A 16,427-nucleotide genomic window follows, 5' to 3' on the forward strand; every position below is an offset into this window, starting at 1 on the left:
GCTGCGGTGTCGCGGTGCTCAGCCGCGACGCGTCGCCCCGATCGCCCAGACCCGGGGCGGTTCGACCCCGTTGACGGCGTGGTCGCCGACGATCCGGGCCTTGAACACCCACGGGTTGTGGCTCCCCGCGGTGCGGGCGTTCCGCCAGTGCCGGTCGAGGTTCTTCGTCGTGCTCACACCCGAGGCCGCGAGGGCGTCGAACAGGTGTGACGTCGCCGTGGTCGCGAGGGACGTGAGCGAGACCTGCGCCTGTGCGGTCGCGAGCTCGGCGCGGTCGTTCCGGCGCTCGTCCTCTGCCTCGTCGAGGGCAGCACCCTCGTACGCGGCCTGCAGCGCCTCGGCTGCCCGGTCGACGATCGCGGTCGCCGCGAATCCGGCCGCGGACACCTCGCCGACGACCTGCAGGATCTGCGGGTCCGCGGCGAAGGTGTCGGCGTTGCCGTGCGAGAACACCCGGTTGCGGTTCCTGACCTGCAGCGCGATCTCCCGCTCGGCGGCCAGGACGGAGCCGGCGAGCACGGTGAGGAGCACCGCCTGGTAGAACGCGGTCTGGTACTTGAACCGGTGGTCGAACAGCACGACCGCGTCGGCCTGCACGACGGCGTCGGTGAACGTGCTCGTCCCCGAGCCCGTGGTCCGCTGGCCGAAGCCGTCCCAGTCGTCCGAGTGGGCGACCCCCGGCTGGTGTGCGTCGACGATCGCGATGACCCGCTCGCCGGTGTCGGTGCGCTCCGCGTACGTGTCGATCCAGTCCGCGAAGATGCTGCCCGTCGAGTAGTACTTCTGCCCGCTGACGCGGAAGGTGCCGTCGTCCTGCGGTGTGACCTTCGTGACGACGTCGCCGACCTGCACGGCCCCGACCTCGGTCCAGGAGTTGCCGGCGATCTCGCCCCGACCGAATCGTCCGAGCCAGGCATCGCGTTCGCCGGAGCGCCCGACGAGACGGTCCTCCACGAGGGCGAAGTGCCCGCGCAGGGCCTGCGGGATGTTGCTGTCCGCGGCGGCGAGCTCGGTGAGCAGGCGGAAGAGCTGCGGGAGGGTCGCGCCCGCGCCACCGAACGCGACGGGGACGCGGACCGCGCCGAACCCGGCGGCTGCGAGTTCGCGGATCTCGTCGAAGGGGAGCCGATGGTCCTGCTCCCGCTCGGAGGCGCCGGCGGCGATGCGGTCGAAGATCGGCCGGAAGCGACCGGCAAGGGTCTCGTAGTCGACCGGTGCGGTGGTCTGGGCGGTGCCGAGCTGGTCGGCCGTGGTGTCGGTCATGGTGTCGTGCCTTCCGGGTTGCGTGTGCGGGTGCTGTTCAGGCGGTGGCCGTCGGTGTGACGACCTGGGGCTGGGCGGGGGTCGACGGTGCTCTGCGAGCCCCGCGTCGGGAGAGCACGGCCGCGCCGACGAAGACGACGAGCGCGACCAGGGCGGCGCCGACGGTCCACGCGGCCCCGGCCGGCCACCGACCGGAGAGCCCGAGGAGCGCCGGCGCGGTCGTGGTGGTCTGGCTGGCGAGGACGAGGGCCCAGGCGGTGTACCGGCCGAGGTCACGACCCAGGGCGAGCAGGAGGAAGAAGAGCGTCCAGAGCCCGGCCCAGGTCGCCCACAGCACGGCGAGGACCGGGTCGACGGTGACGTTCGTGACCGCGAAGACGACGGCGATCGCGGCGACGAGGCCGCAGAACCAGCCGAGCCCCGTCGAGCCGAGCCCCGCGAGCGCGTCGATCCCCACGTACAGGTAGGTGAGGCCGAAGAGGAACGTCCCCGCGATCGAGAGCAGGACGGGCAGTGACCCGTCGGCCGTGACGGAGACGGCCGTGCACAGCACGAGCTGCAGCCCGCCGATCAGGACGTTGAACACACCGCTGTCACGGCCGGGGACCCGACCGAGCAGGGTGAGCCCGTTGATGAGCAGTGCCGCTCCGGAGAGCACCAAGCAGATGTACGCCATGGCGACGACCGTGGCAGCGAGGGGACCGCCGCGGAAGGGTTGTGTCGCACTGTGTCCGACGGTGACGATCCGTGACGTCGAGCGCTCACTGCTGCTCCCGACGTCGCTCGCCCCCGGACGGGAGGTCGCGCGCACACCGCTCCGTGGGCAGGATCGACCACATGCCCGACGCCGACCTCCGCGCCCGCATCGTCTCCGGTGCCGCCGATGCCTTCCGTGACGGCGACTTCCACACGGTCGGCCCGGACGACGTCGCCCGGGCCGCCGACGTCACGGTGGCCGAGGTGCACCGCGTGTTCCCGTCGTGGGAGCTGCTCGTCGTGGCCGTCGTCGACCGGTGGACCAAGGACGGCCGCGATGCGCTCCGCGGGGTCGCCGAGCAGGAGGGGGCCGTCGCGTACCTCCGAGCCCGGCTCGACCGCGGACACCGACACCCCGCGGTCGTGCGGGTCCGCGTCGCGCTGCTCAGTGCGACCTCGACCCCGGGCCACCCGGCGTCGGGGTGGTTCCGGCAGCAGTACACGATGCTCTTCGAGGACGTGACCCTCGCCCTCGTGCGGGACGTCGTCGCCGGTCGTGAGTCCCGCGGGGCCTCACCGCGGCACGCCGCCGAGCAGCTCGTCGCGCTCTTCGAGGGGCTGCAGCTGCAGGCGATGCTCCGCGACGACGCCGACCTGCTCGCCGGGTGGGACCGGGCGGTCGCACGCATGCGGGCCGGCTGGGCCGCCGCCGCCGTCGCGGCCTGAGGGGAGCCGGCAGCGCGGGCACCGGACGTTCGCGCAGCGCCCTGCCGGTACCCGCGGGCACCCGGACGTTCTCGCGACGCCCTGCCGGTGCCGGGTCCTAGGACCCGCGTGTCCCGTGCCCGCGGAGTCCACGGCCGACGAGCAGCACGACGGCACCCACGACCAGGGCGACCGCGACGAGTGCCGGCACCCGGAACGCCAGCGCGGTGACCACGCCACCGATCCCGCCGCCGGCGAGGAACGACCGCACCCCGACGGCCAGCGCCAGGACGACGACCACGGCCAGGGCTGCGACCGGGACGACCCGCTCGACGGGGCGCAGGGGCCCGACCGGCCGGACGTCGGCGCGTCGCCACCACACCGCGGCGACGACGAGCAGGGCGAGCAGCCCGAGCACGCTCGACAGGTCCTGCAGCAGGAAGGGCAGCGGGTACCCGCCGACGGCGCCGTCCCGCAGTGCGGGCCAGGCCCGGACCACGAAGCCGTGCTCGTGGGTGAAGCCGTCCCACACGACGTGCGTGACGCTGCCGAGCAGGCAGCCCACGACCACCGGCAGCACGTCGCGTGCACCGAGCGGCGGCCTGCGACCCCAGCCGGACGGCAGACGCCGACGCAGCCCCGGGACGACCGGTGACCATGCCGGCCGCACGAGGAACCACCACGTGGCGAGCACCACGAGGGAGACGGCGAGGTCGATGGTCGGGACGCCCCACCACGAGTGCGCGTCCTCGTAGGGCGGCAGGAACGGCGCGAACAGCACCGTGTCCGGTGCCATCGAACCGATCGCGACGGCGGCGACCGGCACGGGCAGGCGACGTGCTGCCAGGGCGACGACCGCGTGGCTGACGGTGAAGGGCACGGTCACGTCCTCGTCATCGGGCCAGGTGCGTGCGGTGCACGAACCACTCGACGCCCTCGGCCAGGGCGACACCGGCGGTGTGCCAGTCGTGGCCACCGTCCTCGATGATGCGCTCCGTCACCGTGACGCCGGCTGCACGTGCGGCCGCCACGACCCGCGGGACGACCGGTCCGTACCGGCTGTCGTCCGCACCGGCCGCGACGAACGCGGCGGAGTCGCGGTACGGCGCCCGCTCGGCGAGCACTCGGAGCGGCTGCGCGGCCTCGTACGCCGCCCGGTCACCGCGGAAACCCCTCGAGACGGTGTCGTCGCGACCCTGCAGGACCGGCCCGATCTGTCCCGAGACGTCGATCCACGAACCGAACCGGTCGGGCCGGCCGGCCCCGAGCTGCAGGGCGCAGGTGCCTCCCTGCGAGAAGCCCGCGATGGCCCAGTCCGCCCCGCCGGCGGCAGCGTGCAGGTGCTCGTGGACCCAGGTCGGGACGTCGCGCGTCAGGTAGGTGGCGCTGTTCCCGAGCGGACCGTCGACGCACATCGGGTTGTTCGATGCCCGGGCGAGCTGGTCCGGCATCACGACGATCGGTGCGAGTCCGCGGTGCCGGTGGGCGATCGCGTCGAGCCGGGTCGCCATGCGGCCGGCCTCGACGATGTTCGCCGGAGCGGCGCCGGGTCCCTGCCCGGAGAGCATCACGACGACGGGCAGCTCCGGGGCGTGCTCGACGAGGGCGGCCGGGGGGAGCCAGACGATCGCGGGTCGGGCGTGGAAGTGCGACACGGTGCCCGGGATCCGCACCGAACCGTAGCGGCCGTGGGCCGGCATGTCGCGCGGGGGTCGCCAGCTCGCGGCGTCGACCGGGGCCGATCCCGGGGCCGGGTCGTCCGGCAGGCGGAGGGGCGGCACGTGCGACTGCCCCAGGGCGTCGGCGATCGTGGGGAAGAGCCCGGCGTCCCGGTTCACCGCCAGTCCGCCGGACACCAGGGCGAGGGGGACCAGCAGCGCGGCGACCACCCGGGTCAGCACCCGGCCCCGCCGTGCCCGGCCACCGCGGACGAGTCCGACGACCGCGACCCCGAGCAGTGCGCACACCACACCCGTCCAGACCCGGTCGACCCAGGTGGGCGGGACGCCGAGCACGTCGAGGACGTCGCCGAGGAACCAGGAGAGCATGGTCCCGACCAGCGCTCCCGCGACGATCGCGACGGCTGCCCAGCGCCAGGAGCGGCGGACGGTGGTGAGGACGAGGACGGCGGCGACCAGGGTCAGGGCGTAGAGGGGCAGCAGCACGTGGGCGGACAGGAGCGGCAGGGTGGTCACGGGCGGGTCCGACGGTCGGGACGCTCTCGGACACCCGGCGGGTGACGGGACAGGAGCGGCGTGGTCCAGCGACGGTAGCGAGCCGAGGTGTCCGGACCGGCAGCGGGGAGCCCGTCCCCGGCGGTCTCCCGGCTGATCCTGAGCGATCCTGCACGGGGGGTGGCCGGCCGACGGTCCGGAGCTGTCCGAGCGGCCAGGCCCGGGTGGTCCGTCGACCGTGCGGAGGACCGCACCGTCCCCGCACCGGACGGTGGCGGGCGGCGCGTCTGGGTGTGCCCTCCAGGGGATCCTGGCAAGGTCGGCGGATGGAGTACACGGACTACGACACCCGGCTCGCCGCCTACGGCGTGATCACCGAGGGCGACCGTGTGCTCCTGGCCCGACTGCGGGTCCCCGAGGCCGGCACGTGGACGCTGCCGGGCGGCGGGGTCGAGTTCGACGAGACCGTCGAGCAGGCCGTCGTGCGCGAGGTCCTCGAGGAGACCGGGTACGAGGCGACGTGCGGTCCGCTCCTCGGCGTCCGGCACCACATCGTGCCGAAGGAGCGCCGGATGCACGACAACGGGCGGCCGATGAAGGCGGTGCAGGTCGTGTTCCGCGTGACCGTCACCGGCGGCGAGCTGCGCAGCGAGACGGACGGCTCGACCGACGAGGCCGCGTGGGTCCCGGTCGCCGAGCTGCCCCACCGACGGCACGGGCTGCTCGTGCCGATCGCCCTCGGCTGGGCTCGACGACCGTGAGCGGCGAGGCCACCGACCTGTCCGCCCGGCTCTGGGACGAGCGGGCGCTGCTCGGCGACCTGGTCACCGCTGCGGCCGACCCCGACCGCGTCCGCCGGCTCCTCGACCGGTTGCGCGAGCTGCGCCTGGAGCAGGACGTCCTCGTGCACGCCCTCGCCGAGCAGTGGGGCACCGGTCCCGACACCGCCACGCTCCGGTCGCTCGAGCGTGTCGCACCCCCGCCGTGGGACCTGCTCCTGCCCGAGCACCTGACAGCCCTGGCGAGCCTGACCGCCGAGGTCGCCGCGGTGCTGCCACCCGGCCCCGTGCGCGACGCGTGGGACCGGATCAGCCCTCGAGCACGCTGAGCACGTTGCCCGACGGGTCGGTGAACCACGCGATGAGCGGACCGCCGTGCCGGTTCACCCCGCGCTCGTCGGTCACGCCCTCGTAGCGCAGGAACGTGACGCCCTTCGACGACAGCTCGTCCACGGCGGCGTCGACGTCCGGCACCGGGAAGTTCAGCACCGTGAACGACGCCGGCTCGTGCGCGGGCCCCTTCGGGTAGACGAGCACCCCGGCGCCGGAGCCGACGTGCAGCACGAGCATGCCGTGGTCCTCGCTCACCGGCAGCCCGAGGACGCCCTCGTAGAACGCCCGCGCCCCGGGGACGTCATGCACCGAGAACCCGCTGAACGCCGTCGTCGCATCGACCATGCGGCCAGTGAACCACCGCTCCTGTCAGGATGGGACGGTGACCCCGACCGAGCTGTCCGTCGACGCCGCCGTCGAGCGGGCGGTGGCGCTCGCCGCGGTTCCCGGCCGCGCGGTGCTCGGCATCGCGGGGGCGCCCGGGGCGGGCAAGTCGACGCTGGCACGCCGGATCGTCGTCGCCGTCGACGCCGCGCACGGGCCCGGCACCGCGGTGCAGGTCCCGATGGACGGCTTCCACCTGGCGAACGCGGCACTCGACGCCCTCGGCCGGCACGACCGCAAGGGCGCGATCGACACCTTCGACGCGGCCGGCTACGTCGCCCTCGTCCGTCGTCTGGTCGTCGCGGACGACGACGTCGTCTGGGCGCCGGACTTCGACCGCCGCGTCGACGAGCCCGTCGCCGGCAGCATCGCCGTGCCGCGGAGCACCCGGCTCGTCGTCTCCGAGGGCAACTACCTGCTCGACACCGACGCGCCGTGGTCCGCGCTGCCCGGCCTCTTCACCGAGACGTGGGCGTGCGTCGTGGACGATCGTGTCCGCGTCGACCGTCTGGTGGGCCGGCACGTGCGGCACGGACGCGACCACGAGGCGGCCCGGACCTGGGCGCTCGAGGTCGACGGCGTGAACGCGGCGAGGGTCGCTGCCACGGTGACCCGTGCCTCCCGGACGGTCCGGACCTGACCGGAGCCGGACGACCAGGGCGGCCCGACCCGAGCCACCCGACCAGCAGCACCGAAGGACAGGAGCGACCATGACCATCGCCATCACCGGAGCCACCGGCAACATCGGCGGGTCCGTCGCCCGCGCGCTCGCCCGGGCCGGCACGCCGATCCGCATGCTCGTCCGCGACGCGGCCCGGGCACCCGAGCTGCCGGGAGCGGAGGTCGCGGTCGCCTCGTACGCCGACGCGACCGCGTCCCGCGCCGCGCTCGAGGGCGTCGACCTGCTGCTCATGGTCTCCGGCGCCGAGGCGCAGGACCGCCTCGACCAGCACCGCGCCTTCGTGGCCGCGGCCGCGGACGCGGGCGTCGCCCACGTCGTCTACACGTCGTTCGTGGGTGCGGCACCGGACGCCACCTTCACCCTCGGCCGCGACCACTGGGCGACCGAGCAGGCGATCGAGGAGACCTCGATGCGGCACACGTTCCTGCGGGACTCGTTCTACCTGGACTTCGTCGAGGACCTGGTCGGCGAGGACGGCGTGATCCGCGGACCGGCCGGTGTCGGCGCGATGGCCGCGGTCGCGCGGGCGGACGTCGCGCGGGTCGCGACCGAGGTGCTGCTGCACCCGTCGGACCATGTCGACCGGACGTACGAGCTCACCGGACCGGAGGCGATCACCCTCGCCCAGGCGGCCGCCACCGTGTCCGAGGTGCGTGGCCGCGCCGTGACGTACCAGCCGGAGACGGTGGCGGAGGCGTACGCCTCGCGTGCGCGTTGGAACCCGGAACCGTGGCAGGCCGACGCGTGGGTGAGCACCTACACGGCGATCGCCGAGGGTGCGCTGGCGCACGTCTCGACGGACGTCGAGCGGGTGACCGGCCGTCGGCCGCTGTCGCTGCGCGAGGTGCTGCAGGCGGACTGACCCGGCCGGGAGGCGCGGGGCGCGTCCGCCGTGTCGGCCGCGGGTACTGCTTGCAGGTGCTGCGGTGGGCGCTGCGGCGGGTGCCGGTGCCGCTGCTGCGGGTAGCGGCGCTGCGGGTGCTGCTGCACGACGTCGGTTGTTCGCGAGCGCGTCGAACCACGTCCTCGAGTACGGGCCGATCGCCGCGCTTCGCCGCCGCGGCGCGCCGCGCCGCTGCGCCGCGTCAGCGCACGCGGCGGGCCGCGAGCGTCCCCGCGACGCCGAGCGTCAGCACCGCCACGAGCACGACGAGCAGCGGGGCCGTCCAGCTCCCGGTCGCGCCGTGCAGGGCCCCGGCGACGAGGGGTCCCGCCGAGCCGATCAGGTACCCGCCGCCCTGCACGAACGCGGACATCCGCCGGGCGTCGTCGTCGCTCGTGACGATCCGCACGACGATGATGAAGACGACCGTGATCCCGCCGCCCTGCGCCGCTCCGCCGAGCACCGACCAGAGCAGCCAGAGCTGCGGCGCGAACAGCAGCCCGAGGGGCATCGCGAGCCAGAGGAAGGCGACGAGGGCGATGATCGCGCGGGGCGCCCAGCGGGTCGCGAGCACCGGGACGCCGAGCGCGCCGACCACCGCCAGGATCTGGAACACGGACGAACTCGCGCCCGAGGACTCCGCCGAGAAGCCGATCTCGTCGTGCAGCAGCGTCGGGATCCACGCGGTCAGGGCGTAGTACGAGAACGCCTGCCCGCCGAAGGCCAGCGTCAGCCCCCACGTGATGAGCCGGCGCGCGGGTCGGACGGGCTCCGACGCTGCCGACACCGTGCGGATCGACCCGGTCTCGGTCAGGAGCTCGACCGGACCCGTCGCGACCACGGGCTCGACCCGGGCCGGCCGGAGCCACGCCGCGCGCGCCCCGACCGCGTACGTCCACGCGGCCCCGGCGACGACGGCGAACACCGCCCACACGGCGATGGCGACCGGCCACCCCCACGCGGCAGCGATCGGGGCGGTGCCGAGCGAGGTGATCATCGACCCGACGTTGAGCGCCGACGTGTACACGCCGGTCACCAGCCCGACGCGCTCGGGCGATGTGTCCCGTCGGATGACCACCGGGATCACGACGTTGCCGATCGTGATGCCGATGCCGATGATCGCGGTGCCGACCAGGAGCGCCGCCGCTGACGGGGTCGACCGGACGACCGTGCCCGCGAGCACGATCACGAGCGCCAGCGACACCGCACGCTCCGGGTCGGCCTTCGCGATCACCCAGCTGGCGAACGGTGTCGCCAGCGAGAAGCACAGGACCGGGATCGTCGTCAGGAGCCCGGCGATCGTCGCGGTCAGCCCGAGGTCCACGCGCAGGTCGCCGATGACCGGCGCCGGGGCCACGATCGGCCCGCGCAGGTTGAGGGCGATGAGGACGATCGCCGCCGGCAGCAGCCAGGCCGCACCGCGGAGTCCGCGACGGGCGACGGTGTTCACCGGTCCCTGCTCACGCCGCCGCGTCCGGCAGCAGGATCGGCAGCAGGTCGAGCGGGGTGGCGGCACGGGCGACGGTGCCCTCGGCCTCGGCGGGGGAGCCGTAGCCCCACTCGGCGAAGACGACCGGCACGCCGTGCACGTGGGCGCCCTCGACGTCGTGCAGCCGGTCGCCGACGAGCACCGGGCGGCTGACGTCGTGGCCGGCCGCCTCGAGTCGTCGCAGGGCCTCGGCGACGACGTCGGCCTTGGCGCTCCGGACCTCGTCGTCGCTCGCGCCGGTGACGAAGTCGAAGTACCCGGTCAGGCCGTAGTGGTCGAGGATCACCGTGGCCGGTGTCTCGGGCTTGCTCGTCGCGGTGGACAGCGGCAGTCCGGCTTCGTGCAGGGTGCGGAGCACGACGTCCATGCCCGTGAACATCGCCGAGTCGAGAGCCCCGTGCGACAGGTAGTGCTCGCGGTACACGGCGAGTGTCCGCTCCGCACCGGCGTCGTCCATGCCCATCGCCGTCCGGAAGGTGTCCATGATCGGCGGGCCGACGAACGACATCAGCGTCGCGTGGTCCGGCACGGGCACGCCGACCGTGCGGAAGGTGTGCGTCATGCTCTCGAGGATCCCCGGGGCGGAGTCGCTGATGGTCCCGTCGAGGTCGAACAGGATGGCGGAGTAGGGGCGCGTCATGTCCTGACCAGCCTAGTCGCGGCGGTGGGGCCGACCACGGGGCGGGCCGGTGGGCGCGCAGGGCGGTGGGGCGAGCCTCCCGGCTCGGTGCCGGTCCTGCGACATCGCTCGCGTCGATCGACGGGTGCGGTGTCGCAGAACGCGTGCCGAACGCGCCACGCGACCGTCAGAACAGGCGGGTGTGCCCGCCCTCGATGCCGCGCATCGCGTCGTAGTCGAGCACGAGGACGCGGATGCCGCGGTCCTCGGCGAGCGTGCGGGCCTGCGGTGCGACCGTCTGCGCGGCCAGGACGCCCTGCACCGGCCGCAGGTGCGGGTCGCGGTTCATGAGCTCGAGGTACCGCGTGAGCTGCTCGACGGCGTCGATGTTGGCGTTGCGCTTCATCTCGACCGCGACGCTCGCCCCCGCGTCGTCGCGCGCCAGGATGTCGACCGGACCGATCGCCGTCATGTACTCACGTCGGACGAGCGTGTGCCCGTCGCCGAGGAGCTCGATCTGCTCGGCGAGCAGCTGCTGCAGGTGCGCCTCGACGCCGTCCTTCACCAGACCGGGGTCGACGCCGAGGTCGTGGCTCTCGTCCGCGACGACCTCGTACAGGCTGACGATGAGCTTGTCCTGCGTCTTCTTCTGCGTGACGGTCCAGACCTGGGTGATGCCGGCGCTCGCCTGCTCCTCGTCGGGCTCGGTCATCTCGATCGAGCACGGCGGGCTCATCCAGTTCAGCGGCTTGTAGCTGCCGCCGTCCGAGTGGACGAGCAGCGAGCCGTCCGCCTTGAGCATGAGCAGACGGGTCGCGAGCGGCAGGTGGGCCGACAGGCGTCCGGCGTAGTCGACGGAGCAGCGGGCGATGACGAGACGCACCCGGCGATCCTAACGGTCGGCGCGCGTCCCACCGGACGCGGCGGGGTCCGCCATCGTGTCGTCCGTCCCGTGGTGCGGGCGGTCGGTCTGGAGGCGCGGCTCGCCCCCGCCGGGCTGCGCCGCGTCCGGCTGCTGGTCGCGTGCCGCCCCGTGGTCACCGTCGTCGCGTCCGCGCCGCTTCCGCAGCGTCTCGGCCGCCGCGCCGGTCTCGCGCGCCGCACCCGATGCCAGGCCGGCGGCGATGATGAACACGAACACCACGAGCAGCGCGCCGAGCAGGCCGATGTGCTCGCCGAGGAAGCCGATCAGCGGCGGACCGGCGAGGAACGCCACGTAGCCGATCGTCGCCACGGCGCTGACCTTGAGCGCTGCCGAGCGGGGGTCGTCGGCGGCGGCGGACATGCCCATCGGGAAGCCGAGGCTCGCACCGAGGCCCCAGAGGACGACACCGACGATCGCGATCGGGATCACGTCCACGAAGATGAGCAGCCCGAGGCCGACCACAGCGACGGCGGCGCTCACGCGGAGCACGGGCACCCGGCCGAACCGGTCGATGAGCGGGCTGCCCGCGATGCGTCCGGCGGTCATCGCGGCGAGGAACACCGTGAGCACGGCGGAGCCGGCGGCGTTGTCGAGTCCGTGCCCGTCGATCATGGCGAGGGGCAGCCAGTCGTTGGCGGAGCCCTCGGCCAGCGCCATGCCGAGCACGATCACACCGATGAGCAGCGTCGACGGTTGTGCCCAGACCTGCCAGCGTGTGAGCTGCACCGGGGTCGGGCTGGTCGCGGTGGACTCGTGCTCCTCGTACCGGTGCTCGTCCCCGAAGCGCGACGCCGCCGCGAGCATGACCAGGCAGACCACGACGCCGAGCACCGCGAAGTGCAGCACGACGGGGACGTCGAGCGCCTCGGTCAGGGCGCCGAGCCCGGCACCGGCGAGCGTGCCGACGCTGAACGCAGCGTGGAAGAGCGGCATGATCGTGCGACCACCGGCCTTCTCGGCGGCGGCGCCGGAGACGTTCATCGACACGTCGACCAGGCCGTTGCCGAAGCCGAACGCGATGAGACCGATCCAGATCGCGGCGAAGCCCCAGCCGGCGGTGACGGCGACGCCCGCGAAGACGAGGCCGACCGCCAGGCAGACCGACGCCACCTGCACGCCCCGGCGGGCGCCGACCTTCGCGACGATGTGGCCGGCGAAGGTCAGGCCGCCGATCGAGCCGACCGCCATGCCGAGCACGAGCAGGCCCATCTCGAAGGTGGTGGCACCGAGGGAGTCGCGCACGCTGGGGATGCGTCCGAGCCAGGTGGCGATGGCCAGGCCGGACAGCGTGAAGGCCACGAAGACCGCGATGATCCAGGTGCGGGTCGTCGGGGCGGTTCGGGTGGACGTCGTCGTCATGCGGAGCTTCCGGTCTCGTGCTGGTCGTGTCGTGGGCCGCCAGCGAGGCCGTCCCTGGTCGGGTTCCTGCCTGCGGCTGTCCGGTCGAATCGATTCGACCGGTTCGTGTGACTACGCTAACGGGCGATGGACCACCCGGCAACAGCACCCGGCGCGTCCGGGGCGACGAACCCCCGCGACCACGCCGACGGTCCCGTGCGCCGTGGGCCCAGACCGACGCTCGCCGCGGTCGCCCGTGCAGCAGGGGTCGCACCGTCGACCGCCTCCCTCGCCTTCAGCGGTGCCGGCCCGGTGTCCGAGGACGCGAGGGCCCGGGTGCTCGCCGCCGCTGCCGAGCTCGGCTACGGGGGCCCGGACCCGCGGGCGCGCTCGCTCCGCCGGGGGCGGTCCGGGGTGATCGGCGTCGTGATGGACGAGCGGCTGAGCGATGCGTTCCGCGACCCGGTCAACGTCCTGACGCTCGACGGCATCGCCGAGGTCGCGGGCGAGGCGGGCGCCTCCCTGCTCCTCGTGCGCAGCCCCCTCGACGACGAGCACGGCGCCGGGCCGATCGTCGACGCCCCGATGGACGCCGTCGTCCTGGTCGGGTGCAACGTGCGGATCGACCCTGCGGTCGCCGTGCTCCGCCGACGACAGATCCCCGTCGTCGCGATCGAGGCCGACGACATCGAGGGCGCGGTCCCCGTCCAGCTCGACAACCGCGAGGCCTCCGGTCGTGCCGCCGACTACCTGCGCGAGCTCGGCCACACCGCGGTCACCGTCGTCACCCTCCCGCTCGACGCCGAGCGCCGCCGCGGCCCCGTCGACGCAGCGCGCGAGGCGGAGGGGGTCGCCCACACCACCCTGGAGCGTCTCCGTGGTGTGCGCGGCGTCTACCCCGACGCCGTCGCGGTCGAGGCCGCCGCCAGCTCCGTCGAGGAGGGCCGGATCGCCGGACAGTCACTGTTCACCGGCGACGGACCGGTCCCGAGCGCGGTGATCGCGCAGAGCGACCTGCTCGCCGTCGGGGTCGTCTCGGCAGCGCTCGACGCGGGACTCCGGGTGCCCGAGGACGTCAGCGTCGTCGGCTTCGACGGCATCACGGTCGACGACAGCCTGCTCCACCGCTCGCCGATCCGGCAGCTCACGACGCTGGTGCAGCCGTTCGAGCAGAAGGGTCGGGCCGCCGCACGCGCCGCGCTCGCGATGCTCGAGGGCGACGAGCCGCAGCCGGCGGCCTTCCGGTCGGAGCTGCGCGTGGGCGACACGACGGGGCCGGTGCGCCGGGCGGTCGGCGACTGAGCGCCCGGGTCCGCGACCCGCGCGCCTCCTGTCGGAGCGCTGGGGGCTAGGCGCCCGAGGTGCCGCTGGTGGCGATGCCCGCTGCGCCGATGCCGATCACGAAGATGACGAGCAGCGCCCACCCCACGACGAAGAGCCCGTTCAGGATCAGACCGGTGACCGCCATCCCGCGACCGGCGGGTTCCTTCCGGAGGCCGACGATGCCGAGGACGAACCCGACCAGCGGCACGAGGAAGGTGAACCCCAGGACGATCGACACCAGGCCGAGCACCATGCTCGCGATGCTCAGACCACGCGGCGGAGCGGGCTGGTAGCCGACCGTCACGTGCGTCGGCTGCCCGTACTGCGGCGCCGGCGCGTACTGCGGCTGGTGCTGGCCCTGGTTCCCCTGCCCCGGGTACTGGTCGTCACTCATCGGTTCCCCCTCGTCGAGTCCGCTGTCGCGTGCCCCAACGGTAGCGGATGGCAGGGCGCGGCCCCGGCTGGGTGTCGGTTGGGGGTTTCCTCAGCGCCGCAGGCCCCTGCCACCGACTGCTCACGAGGAGCGCTCCCTACGCTCCGTCACGTGCAGCCGATCGATCGTTCCCGGGACCTGGTGTGGCTCGTCGTGGTCCTGGTGGTCGCGTTCGTCTCGGTCGCGCTCACCGTCGTCGTCGTGCGATCGGTGGGGTCGTCCGACCAGGCGACTGCTGCTCCGGCACCGAGCGCGACGCTGATCGCGCCGCAGCGCACCCCTAGTGTGCCGACGAGTTCCCGCGGCATCCCCGCCACCGAGCGCCCGACGTCGCGCGAACCGTCGAGCGTCGACCTCGCGACGACGTGGACCCCGCCCGCCGACCTCCCGCAGCAGGGGCGCCTGCTGCACGTCGCCATCCCGGGCACCCGGTCGCACTTCGTCGCGCGGGACGCCCTGCTCTGGCTCCCACCGGCGGCACTGGTCGCCGATCCGCCACCACTCCCCGTCACCGTCCTCATGTCGGGGCAGTCACGGGGCGCGGGCCCCGACGACGTCGAGACCGGCGGGCACATCGCACACACCATGGATGCGATCGCCGGCCTGCACCGCGGCCTCGCGCCGATCGTCGTCGTGCCCGATCAGCTCGGCCCACGATCGGGCAACCCGATGTGCGTCGACGGGCCGCTCGGCAACAGCCGGACGTACCTCGAGCAGGACGTCCCCGCGTGGATCACGAGTCACCTGCGCGTGCAGACCGGTGCCACGGCGTGGACCGTCGGCGGGTTCTCGCAGGGCGGCACCTGCGCGATCCAGCTCGGGGCGGGCGATCCACAGCGCTTCGGCAACGTGATCGACGTCTCCGGTGAGCTCGGCCCGACCGAGCTGACCCGCGCCGAGACCCTGCACGGGTTCGGCGGCAGCGTCGCGGCCTGGCGTGCGGCGCAACCGATCGCGGTGATGGCCCAGCACGGCCCCTACACGGGTACGTCCGCGTTCTTCACCGCTGCGCAGCTGGACCGGCACTACGGTCCGGCGATGCCCGTGGTCGCCGCGCACGCTGCTGCGGCGGGCATGCACGTGACGCGGTGGGTCGTGCCGGGAGGCGGGCACGACTGGGCGATGGCACGCGCGGCCATCGCTGCCGGGATGGCGTGGCTGGAGCCGCACGTGGGACTCGCGGCGTCCTGACGGCTCGCTCGCCACTCGAGGGCTCCGGCCGCCGGTCCCTCAGGAGTACTCGGAACGGATGAAGGCGGCGAACCCGGGGATCGTGAACTGGAGCATCCCCCGGTCGGCTGGTTGCACGAGTCCCTTGTCGATGAGCCGCGCCCGCGGCGTGGAGAGCTGGTTCGTCCCGGTCCCCAGCGCCTCCGCGATCGACGCCCGCGAAGTCGGACCGTCGCCGAGCCGTGCCATCGCCGTCAGCAGACGCCGTTCCGAGGTCGAGCACGCCGACCACCTCGCCCGGAAGAGCGCCTCCAGGTCGGCCTGCATGGAACGGTGTCCGGTCTCGACCGAACCGACGTCGATCACCGCTCCCGGATCGGGCCGCCCTGCAGCCGCCCACGCGGAGTCGGCGATGAGCTGGACGGAGTACGGGTAGCCCTGCGCGATCGACAACGCGCGGTCGACGGCTTCCGGCGTCCACTGCACTCCGAGGAGGCGAGCCGGTCCGACCAGTGCGATCTCCTCGGCATCACGATGCAGGGGGCCGAGCGGTCGGTACGCGAGGCGTTCGCTGAAGGTGACGATCTCGGCGATGGTCTCCGGCGCGTTCGGCAGTCCAGCGGCGAAGACCGCGGCGGGGACGTCCGTACCCTCCGCCTGGAGGTGTTGCCAGGCGTAGACCAGCGTGCGGAGGCCTGCCGCGTCCGCTGACTGGATCTCGTCGACGAAGATGACGAGCGGCCGCTCCGTCGTGGCGGCGCGGATGACGTCCTCGAGGCCGCGGGCGCCCGCACGAGCGCGCTCGTCGTCCGGAGCCGTCGAGCGGAAGGTGCCCGTCGCGGTGGCGACGCCCGGCACCCCGAGCGAGAGCCGGAGTGACTCGACCTTCTCGCGGAGAGCCCTGCCGTGCGGGGCGCCGGCAGCTCCGACGGTCCGCCGCAACTCGTCGAGGATCTGCTCGACGAGCCCTTGCGGTTCACCTGCCGTCACCCACACGGTGGTCGCGCCGCGCGCAGAAGCCCGGCGTTGGTACTCGCGGAGCAGTGACGTCTTCCCGAAGCCTCGCGCGGCGTGGTCCACCCGGATCCGACCCACCAGACGGTGGAGGTCGACCAGGACTGACAGGCGCTCGTCCAGATCGGCGAGTTGGAGGGCGCGCCCGGGAACGGCGCGGGCGATCTCACCCGGTGTGTAGGGGCTCGGCTGCATGGGCCTCCGATGATCTGTTATG

18 protein-coding genes are annotated in these 16,427 nt (G+C 73.7%); 7 read left to right on the forward strand and 11 right to left on the reverse strand.

Going from position 1 to position 16,427, the window contains the following annotated elements:
* Positions 1 to 18: 18 nt before the first annotated feature.
* Both ACH0A8_RS04315 and ACH0A8_RS04320 read right to left on the reverse strand, forming a co-directional pair.
* On the reverse strand, positions 19 to 1,263 hold the full coding sequence (locus tag ACH0A8_RS04315; RefSeq protein WP_251154368.1) for an acyl-CoA dehydrogenase family protein: 1,245 nt from the start codon (positions 1,261 to 1,263) through the stop codon (positions 19 to 21).
* Between the two features lie 37 nt (positions 1,264 to 1,300).
* On the reverse strand, positions 1,301 to 1,939 hold the full coding sequence (locus ACH0A8_RS04320) for an AmiS/UreI family transporter (protein WP_311205696.1): 639 nt from the start codon (positions 1,937 to 1,939) through the stop codon (positions 1,301 to 1,303).
* Between the two features lie 161 nt (positions 1,940 to 2,100).
* Here ACH0A8_RS04320 and ACH0A8_RS04325 point away from each other — a divergent pair, with 161 nt between their 5' ends.
* Positions 2,101 to 2,685 carry a TetR/AcrR family transcriptional regulator gene (locus ACH0A8_RS04325; protein ID WP_209684700.1) on the forward strand — a complete coding sequence of 195 codons (585 nt, stop codon included), beginning with the start codon at positions 2,101 to 2,103 and terminating at the stop codon, positions 2,683 to 2,685.
* Positions 2,686 to 2,782: 97 nt separating this feature from the next.
* Here the strand turns inward: ACH0A8_RS04325 and ACH0A8_RS04330 are convergent, their stop codons facing one another.
* Both ACH0A8_RS04330 and ACH0A8_RS04335 read right to left on the reverse strand, forming a co-directional pair.
* The gene (locus ACH0A8_RS04330; RefSeq protein ID WP_406906629.1) at positions 2,783 to 3,544 is read right to left on the reverse strand and encodes a DUF4184 family protein; all 762 of its coding nucleotides are present in this window, start codon (positions 3,542 to 3,544) and stop codon (positions 2,783 to 2,785) included.
* Positions 3,545 to 3,557: 13 nt separating this feature from the next.
* The gene (locus ACH0A8_RS04335; protein WP_251154364.1) at positions 3,558 to 4,859 is read right to left on the reverse strand and encodes an esterase family protein; all 1,302 of its coding nucleotides are present in this window, start codon (positions 4,857 to 4,859) and stop codon (positions 3,558 to 3,560) included.
* Positions 4,860 to 5,164: 305 nt separating this feature from the next.
* Between ACH0A8_RS04335 and ACH0A8_RS04340 the strand changes: the two genes are divergently transcribed.
* Positions 5,165 to 5,599: an NUDIX hydrolase gene (locus ACH0A8_RS04340; RefSeq protein WP_066651264.1), complete on the forward strand. Its 435-nt coding sequence runs from the start codon at positions 5,165 to 5,167 to the stop codon at positions 5,597 to 5,599.
* Positions 5,596 to 5,946, forward strand: a complete 351-nt coding sequence (locus tag ACH0A8_RS04345) for a hypothetical protein (RefSeq protein ID WP_066651271.1) — start codon at positions 5,596 to 5,598, stop codon at positions 5,944 to 5,946. The genes ACH0A8_RS04340 and ACH0A8_RS04345 overlap by 4 nt, the downstream gene beginning before the upstream one ends.
* On the opposite strand, the gene ACH0A8_RS04350 is transcribed toward ACH0A8_RS04345, so the two are convergent.
* On the reverse strand, positions 5,927 to 6,295 hold the full coding sequence (locus ACH0A8_RS04350; protein WP_251154363.1) for a VOC family protein: 369 nt from the start codon (positions 6,293 to 6,295) through the stop codon (positions 5,927 to 5,929). The two genes, ACH0A8_RS04345 and ACH0A8_RS04350, sit on opposite strands and share 20 nt — an antisense overlap.
* 37 nt (positions 6,296 to 6,332) lie before the next feature.
* On the opposite strand from ACH0A8_RS04350, the gene ACH0A8_RS04355 reads away from it, so the two are divergent.
* Both ACH0A8_RS04355 and ACH0A8_RS04360 read left to right on the forward strand, forming a co-directional pair.
* Positions 6,333 to 6,974 carry a nucleoside/nucleotide kinase family protein gene (locus ACH0A8_RS04355; RefSeq protein WP_251154362.1) on the forward strand — a complete coding sequence of 214 codons (642 nt, stop codon included), beginning with the start codon at positions 6,333 to 6,335 and terminating at the stop codon, positions 6,972 to 6,974.
* Between the two features lie 70 nt (positions 6,975 to 7,044).
* Complete coding sequence (locus ACH0A8_RS04360; protein ID WP_406906633.1) at positions 7,045 to 7,878, forward strand: NmrA family NAD(P)-binding protein; 834 nt, start codon at positions 7,045 to 7,047, stop codon at positions 7,876 to 7,878.
* 223 nt (positions 7,879 to 8,101) lie between these two features.
* Here ACH0A8_RS04360 and ACH0A8_RS04365 read toward each other — a convergent pair whose 3' ends face one another.
* The 4 genes from ACH0A8_RS04365 to ACH0A8_RS04380 form a co-directional block, all read right to left on the reverse strand.
* Positions 8,102 to 9,349 carry a CynX/NimT family MFS transporter gene (locus ACH0A8_RS04365; protein WP_251154360.1) on the reverse strand — a complete coding sequence of 416 codons (1,248 nt, stop codon included), beginning with the start codon at positions 9,347 to 9,349 and terminating at the stop codon, positions 8,102 to 8,104.
* 10 nt (positions 9,350 to 9,359) lie between these two features.
* The gene (locus tag ACH0A8_RS04370; protein WP_311205702.1) at positions 9,360 to 10,028 is read right to left on the reverse strand and encodes an HAD hydrolase-like protein; all 669 of its coding nucleotides are present in this window, start codon (positions 10,026 to 10,028) and stop codon (positions 9,360 to 9,362) included.
* A 166-nt stretch (positions 10,029 to 10,194) separates the two neighbouring features.
* Positions 10,195 to 10,890, reverse strand: coding sequence for an endonuclease NucS (gene nucS / locus ACH0A8_RS04375; RefSeq protein ID WP_066651293.1), 696 nt, complete (start codon positions 10,888 to 10,890; stop codon positions 10,195 to 10,197).
* 9 nt (positions 10,891 to 10,899) lie between these two features.
* On the reverse strand, positions 10,900 to 12,291 hold the full coding sequence (locus tag ACH0A8_RS04380) for an MFS transporter (RefSeq protein ID WP_406906636.1): 1,392 nt from the start codon (positions 12,289 to 12,291) through the stop codon (positions 10,900 to 10,902).
* Positions 12,292 to 12,417: 126 nt separating this feature from the next.
* Between ACH0A8_RS04380 and ACH0A8_RS04385 the strand changes: the two genes are divergently transcribed.
* Positions 12,418 to 13,572, forward strand: coding sequence for a substrate-binding domain-containing protein (locus tag ACH0A8_RS04385; RefSeq protein ID WP_081984520.1), 1,155 nt, complete (start codon positions 12,418 to 12,420; stop codon positions 13,570 to 13,572).
* Positions 13,573 to 13,618: 46 nt separating this feature from the next.
* Here the strand turns inward: ACH0A8_RS04385 and ACH0A8_RS04390 are convergent, their stop codons facing one another.
* Positions 13,619 to 13,987, reverse strand: coding sequence for a DUF4190 domain-containing protein (locus tag ACH0A8_RS04390; RefSeq protein WP_251154357.1), 369 nt, complete (start codon positions 13,985 to 13,987; stop codon positions 13,619 to 13,621).
* Positions 13,988 to 14,137: 150 nt separating this feature from the next.
* Here ACH0A8_RS04390 and ACH0A8_RS04395 point away from each other — a divergent pair, with 150 nt between their 5' ends.
* Positions 14,138 to 15,217: an alpha/beta hydrolase gene (locus tag ACH0A8_RS04395; protein WP_406906639.1), complete on the forward strand. Its 1,080-nt coding sequence runs from the start codon at positions 14,138 to 14,140 to the stop codon at positions 15,215 to 15,217.
* A gap of 39 nt (positions 15,218 to 15,256) precedes the next feature.
* Here ACH0A8_RS04395 and ACH0A8_RS04400 read toward each other — a convergent pair whose 3' ends face one another.
* Positions 15,257 to 16,405, reverse strand: a complete 1,149-nt coding sequence (locus ACH0A8_RS04400; protein ID WP_271825929.1) for an ATP-binding protein — start codon at positions 16,403 to 16,405, stop codon at positions 15,257 to 15,259.
* Positions 16,406 to 16,427 lie beyond the last annotated feature (22 nt).

The organism is Curtobacterium sp. 179-B 9B NHS (assembly GCF_045370965.1).
Taxonomy (GTDB): Bacteria; Actinomycetota; Actinomycetes; order Actinomycetales; family Microbacteriaceae; genus Curtobacterium.

Coding starts and splice junctions, on each gene's coding strand:
- ACH0A8_RS04385 (WP_081984520.1), top strand. CDS start 12,418: ATGGACCACCCGGCAACAGCACCCGGCGCGTCCGGGGCGACGAACCCC.
- ACH0A8_RS04320 (WP_311205696.1), bottom strand. CDS start 1,939: ATGGCGTACATCTGCTTGGTGCTCTCCGGAGCGGCACTGCTCATCAAC.
- ACH0A8_RS04325 (WP_209684700.1), top strand. CDS start 2,101: ATGCCCGACGCCGACCTCCGCGCCCGCATCGTCTCCGGTGCCGCCGAT.
- ACH0A8_RS04350 (WP_251154363.1), bottom strand. CDS start 6,295: ATGGTCGATGCGACGACGGCGTTCAGCGGGTTCTCGGTGCATGACGTC.
- ACH0A8_RS04370 (WP_311205702.1), bottom strand. CDS start 10,028: ATGACGCGCCCCTACTCCGCCATCCTGTTCGACCTCGACGGGACCATC.
- ACH0A8_RS04400 (WP_271825929.1), bottom strand. CDS start 16,405: ATGCAGCCGAGCCCCTACACACCGGGTGAGATCGCCCGCGCCGTTCCC.
- ACH0A8_RS04380 (WP_406906636.1), bottom strand. CDS start 12,291: ATGACGACGACGTCCACCCGAACCGCCCCGACGACCCGCACCTGGATC.
- ACH0A8_RS04315 (WP_251154368.1), bottom strand. CDS start 1,263: ATGACCGACACCACGGCCGACCAGCTCGGCACCGCCCAGACCACCGCA.
- ACH0A8_RS04340 (WP_066651264.1), top strand. CDS start 5,165: ATGGAGTACACGGACTACGACACCCGGCTCGCCGCCTACGGCGTGATC.
- ACH0A8_RS04390 (WP_251154357.1), bottom strand. CDS start 13,987: ATGAGTGACGACCAGTACCCGGGGCAGGGGAACCAGGGCCAGCACCAG.
- ACH0A8_RS04360 (WP_406906633.1), top strand. CDS start 7,045: ATGACCATCGCCATCACCGGAGCCACCGGCAACATCGGCGGGTCCGTC.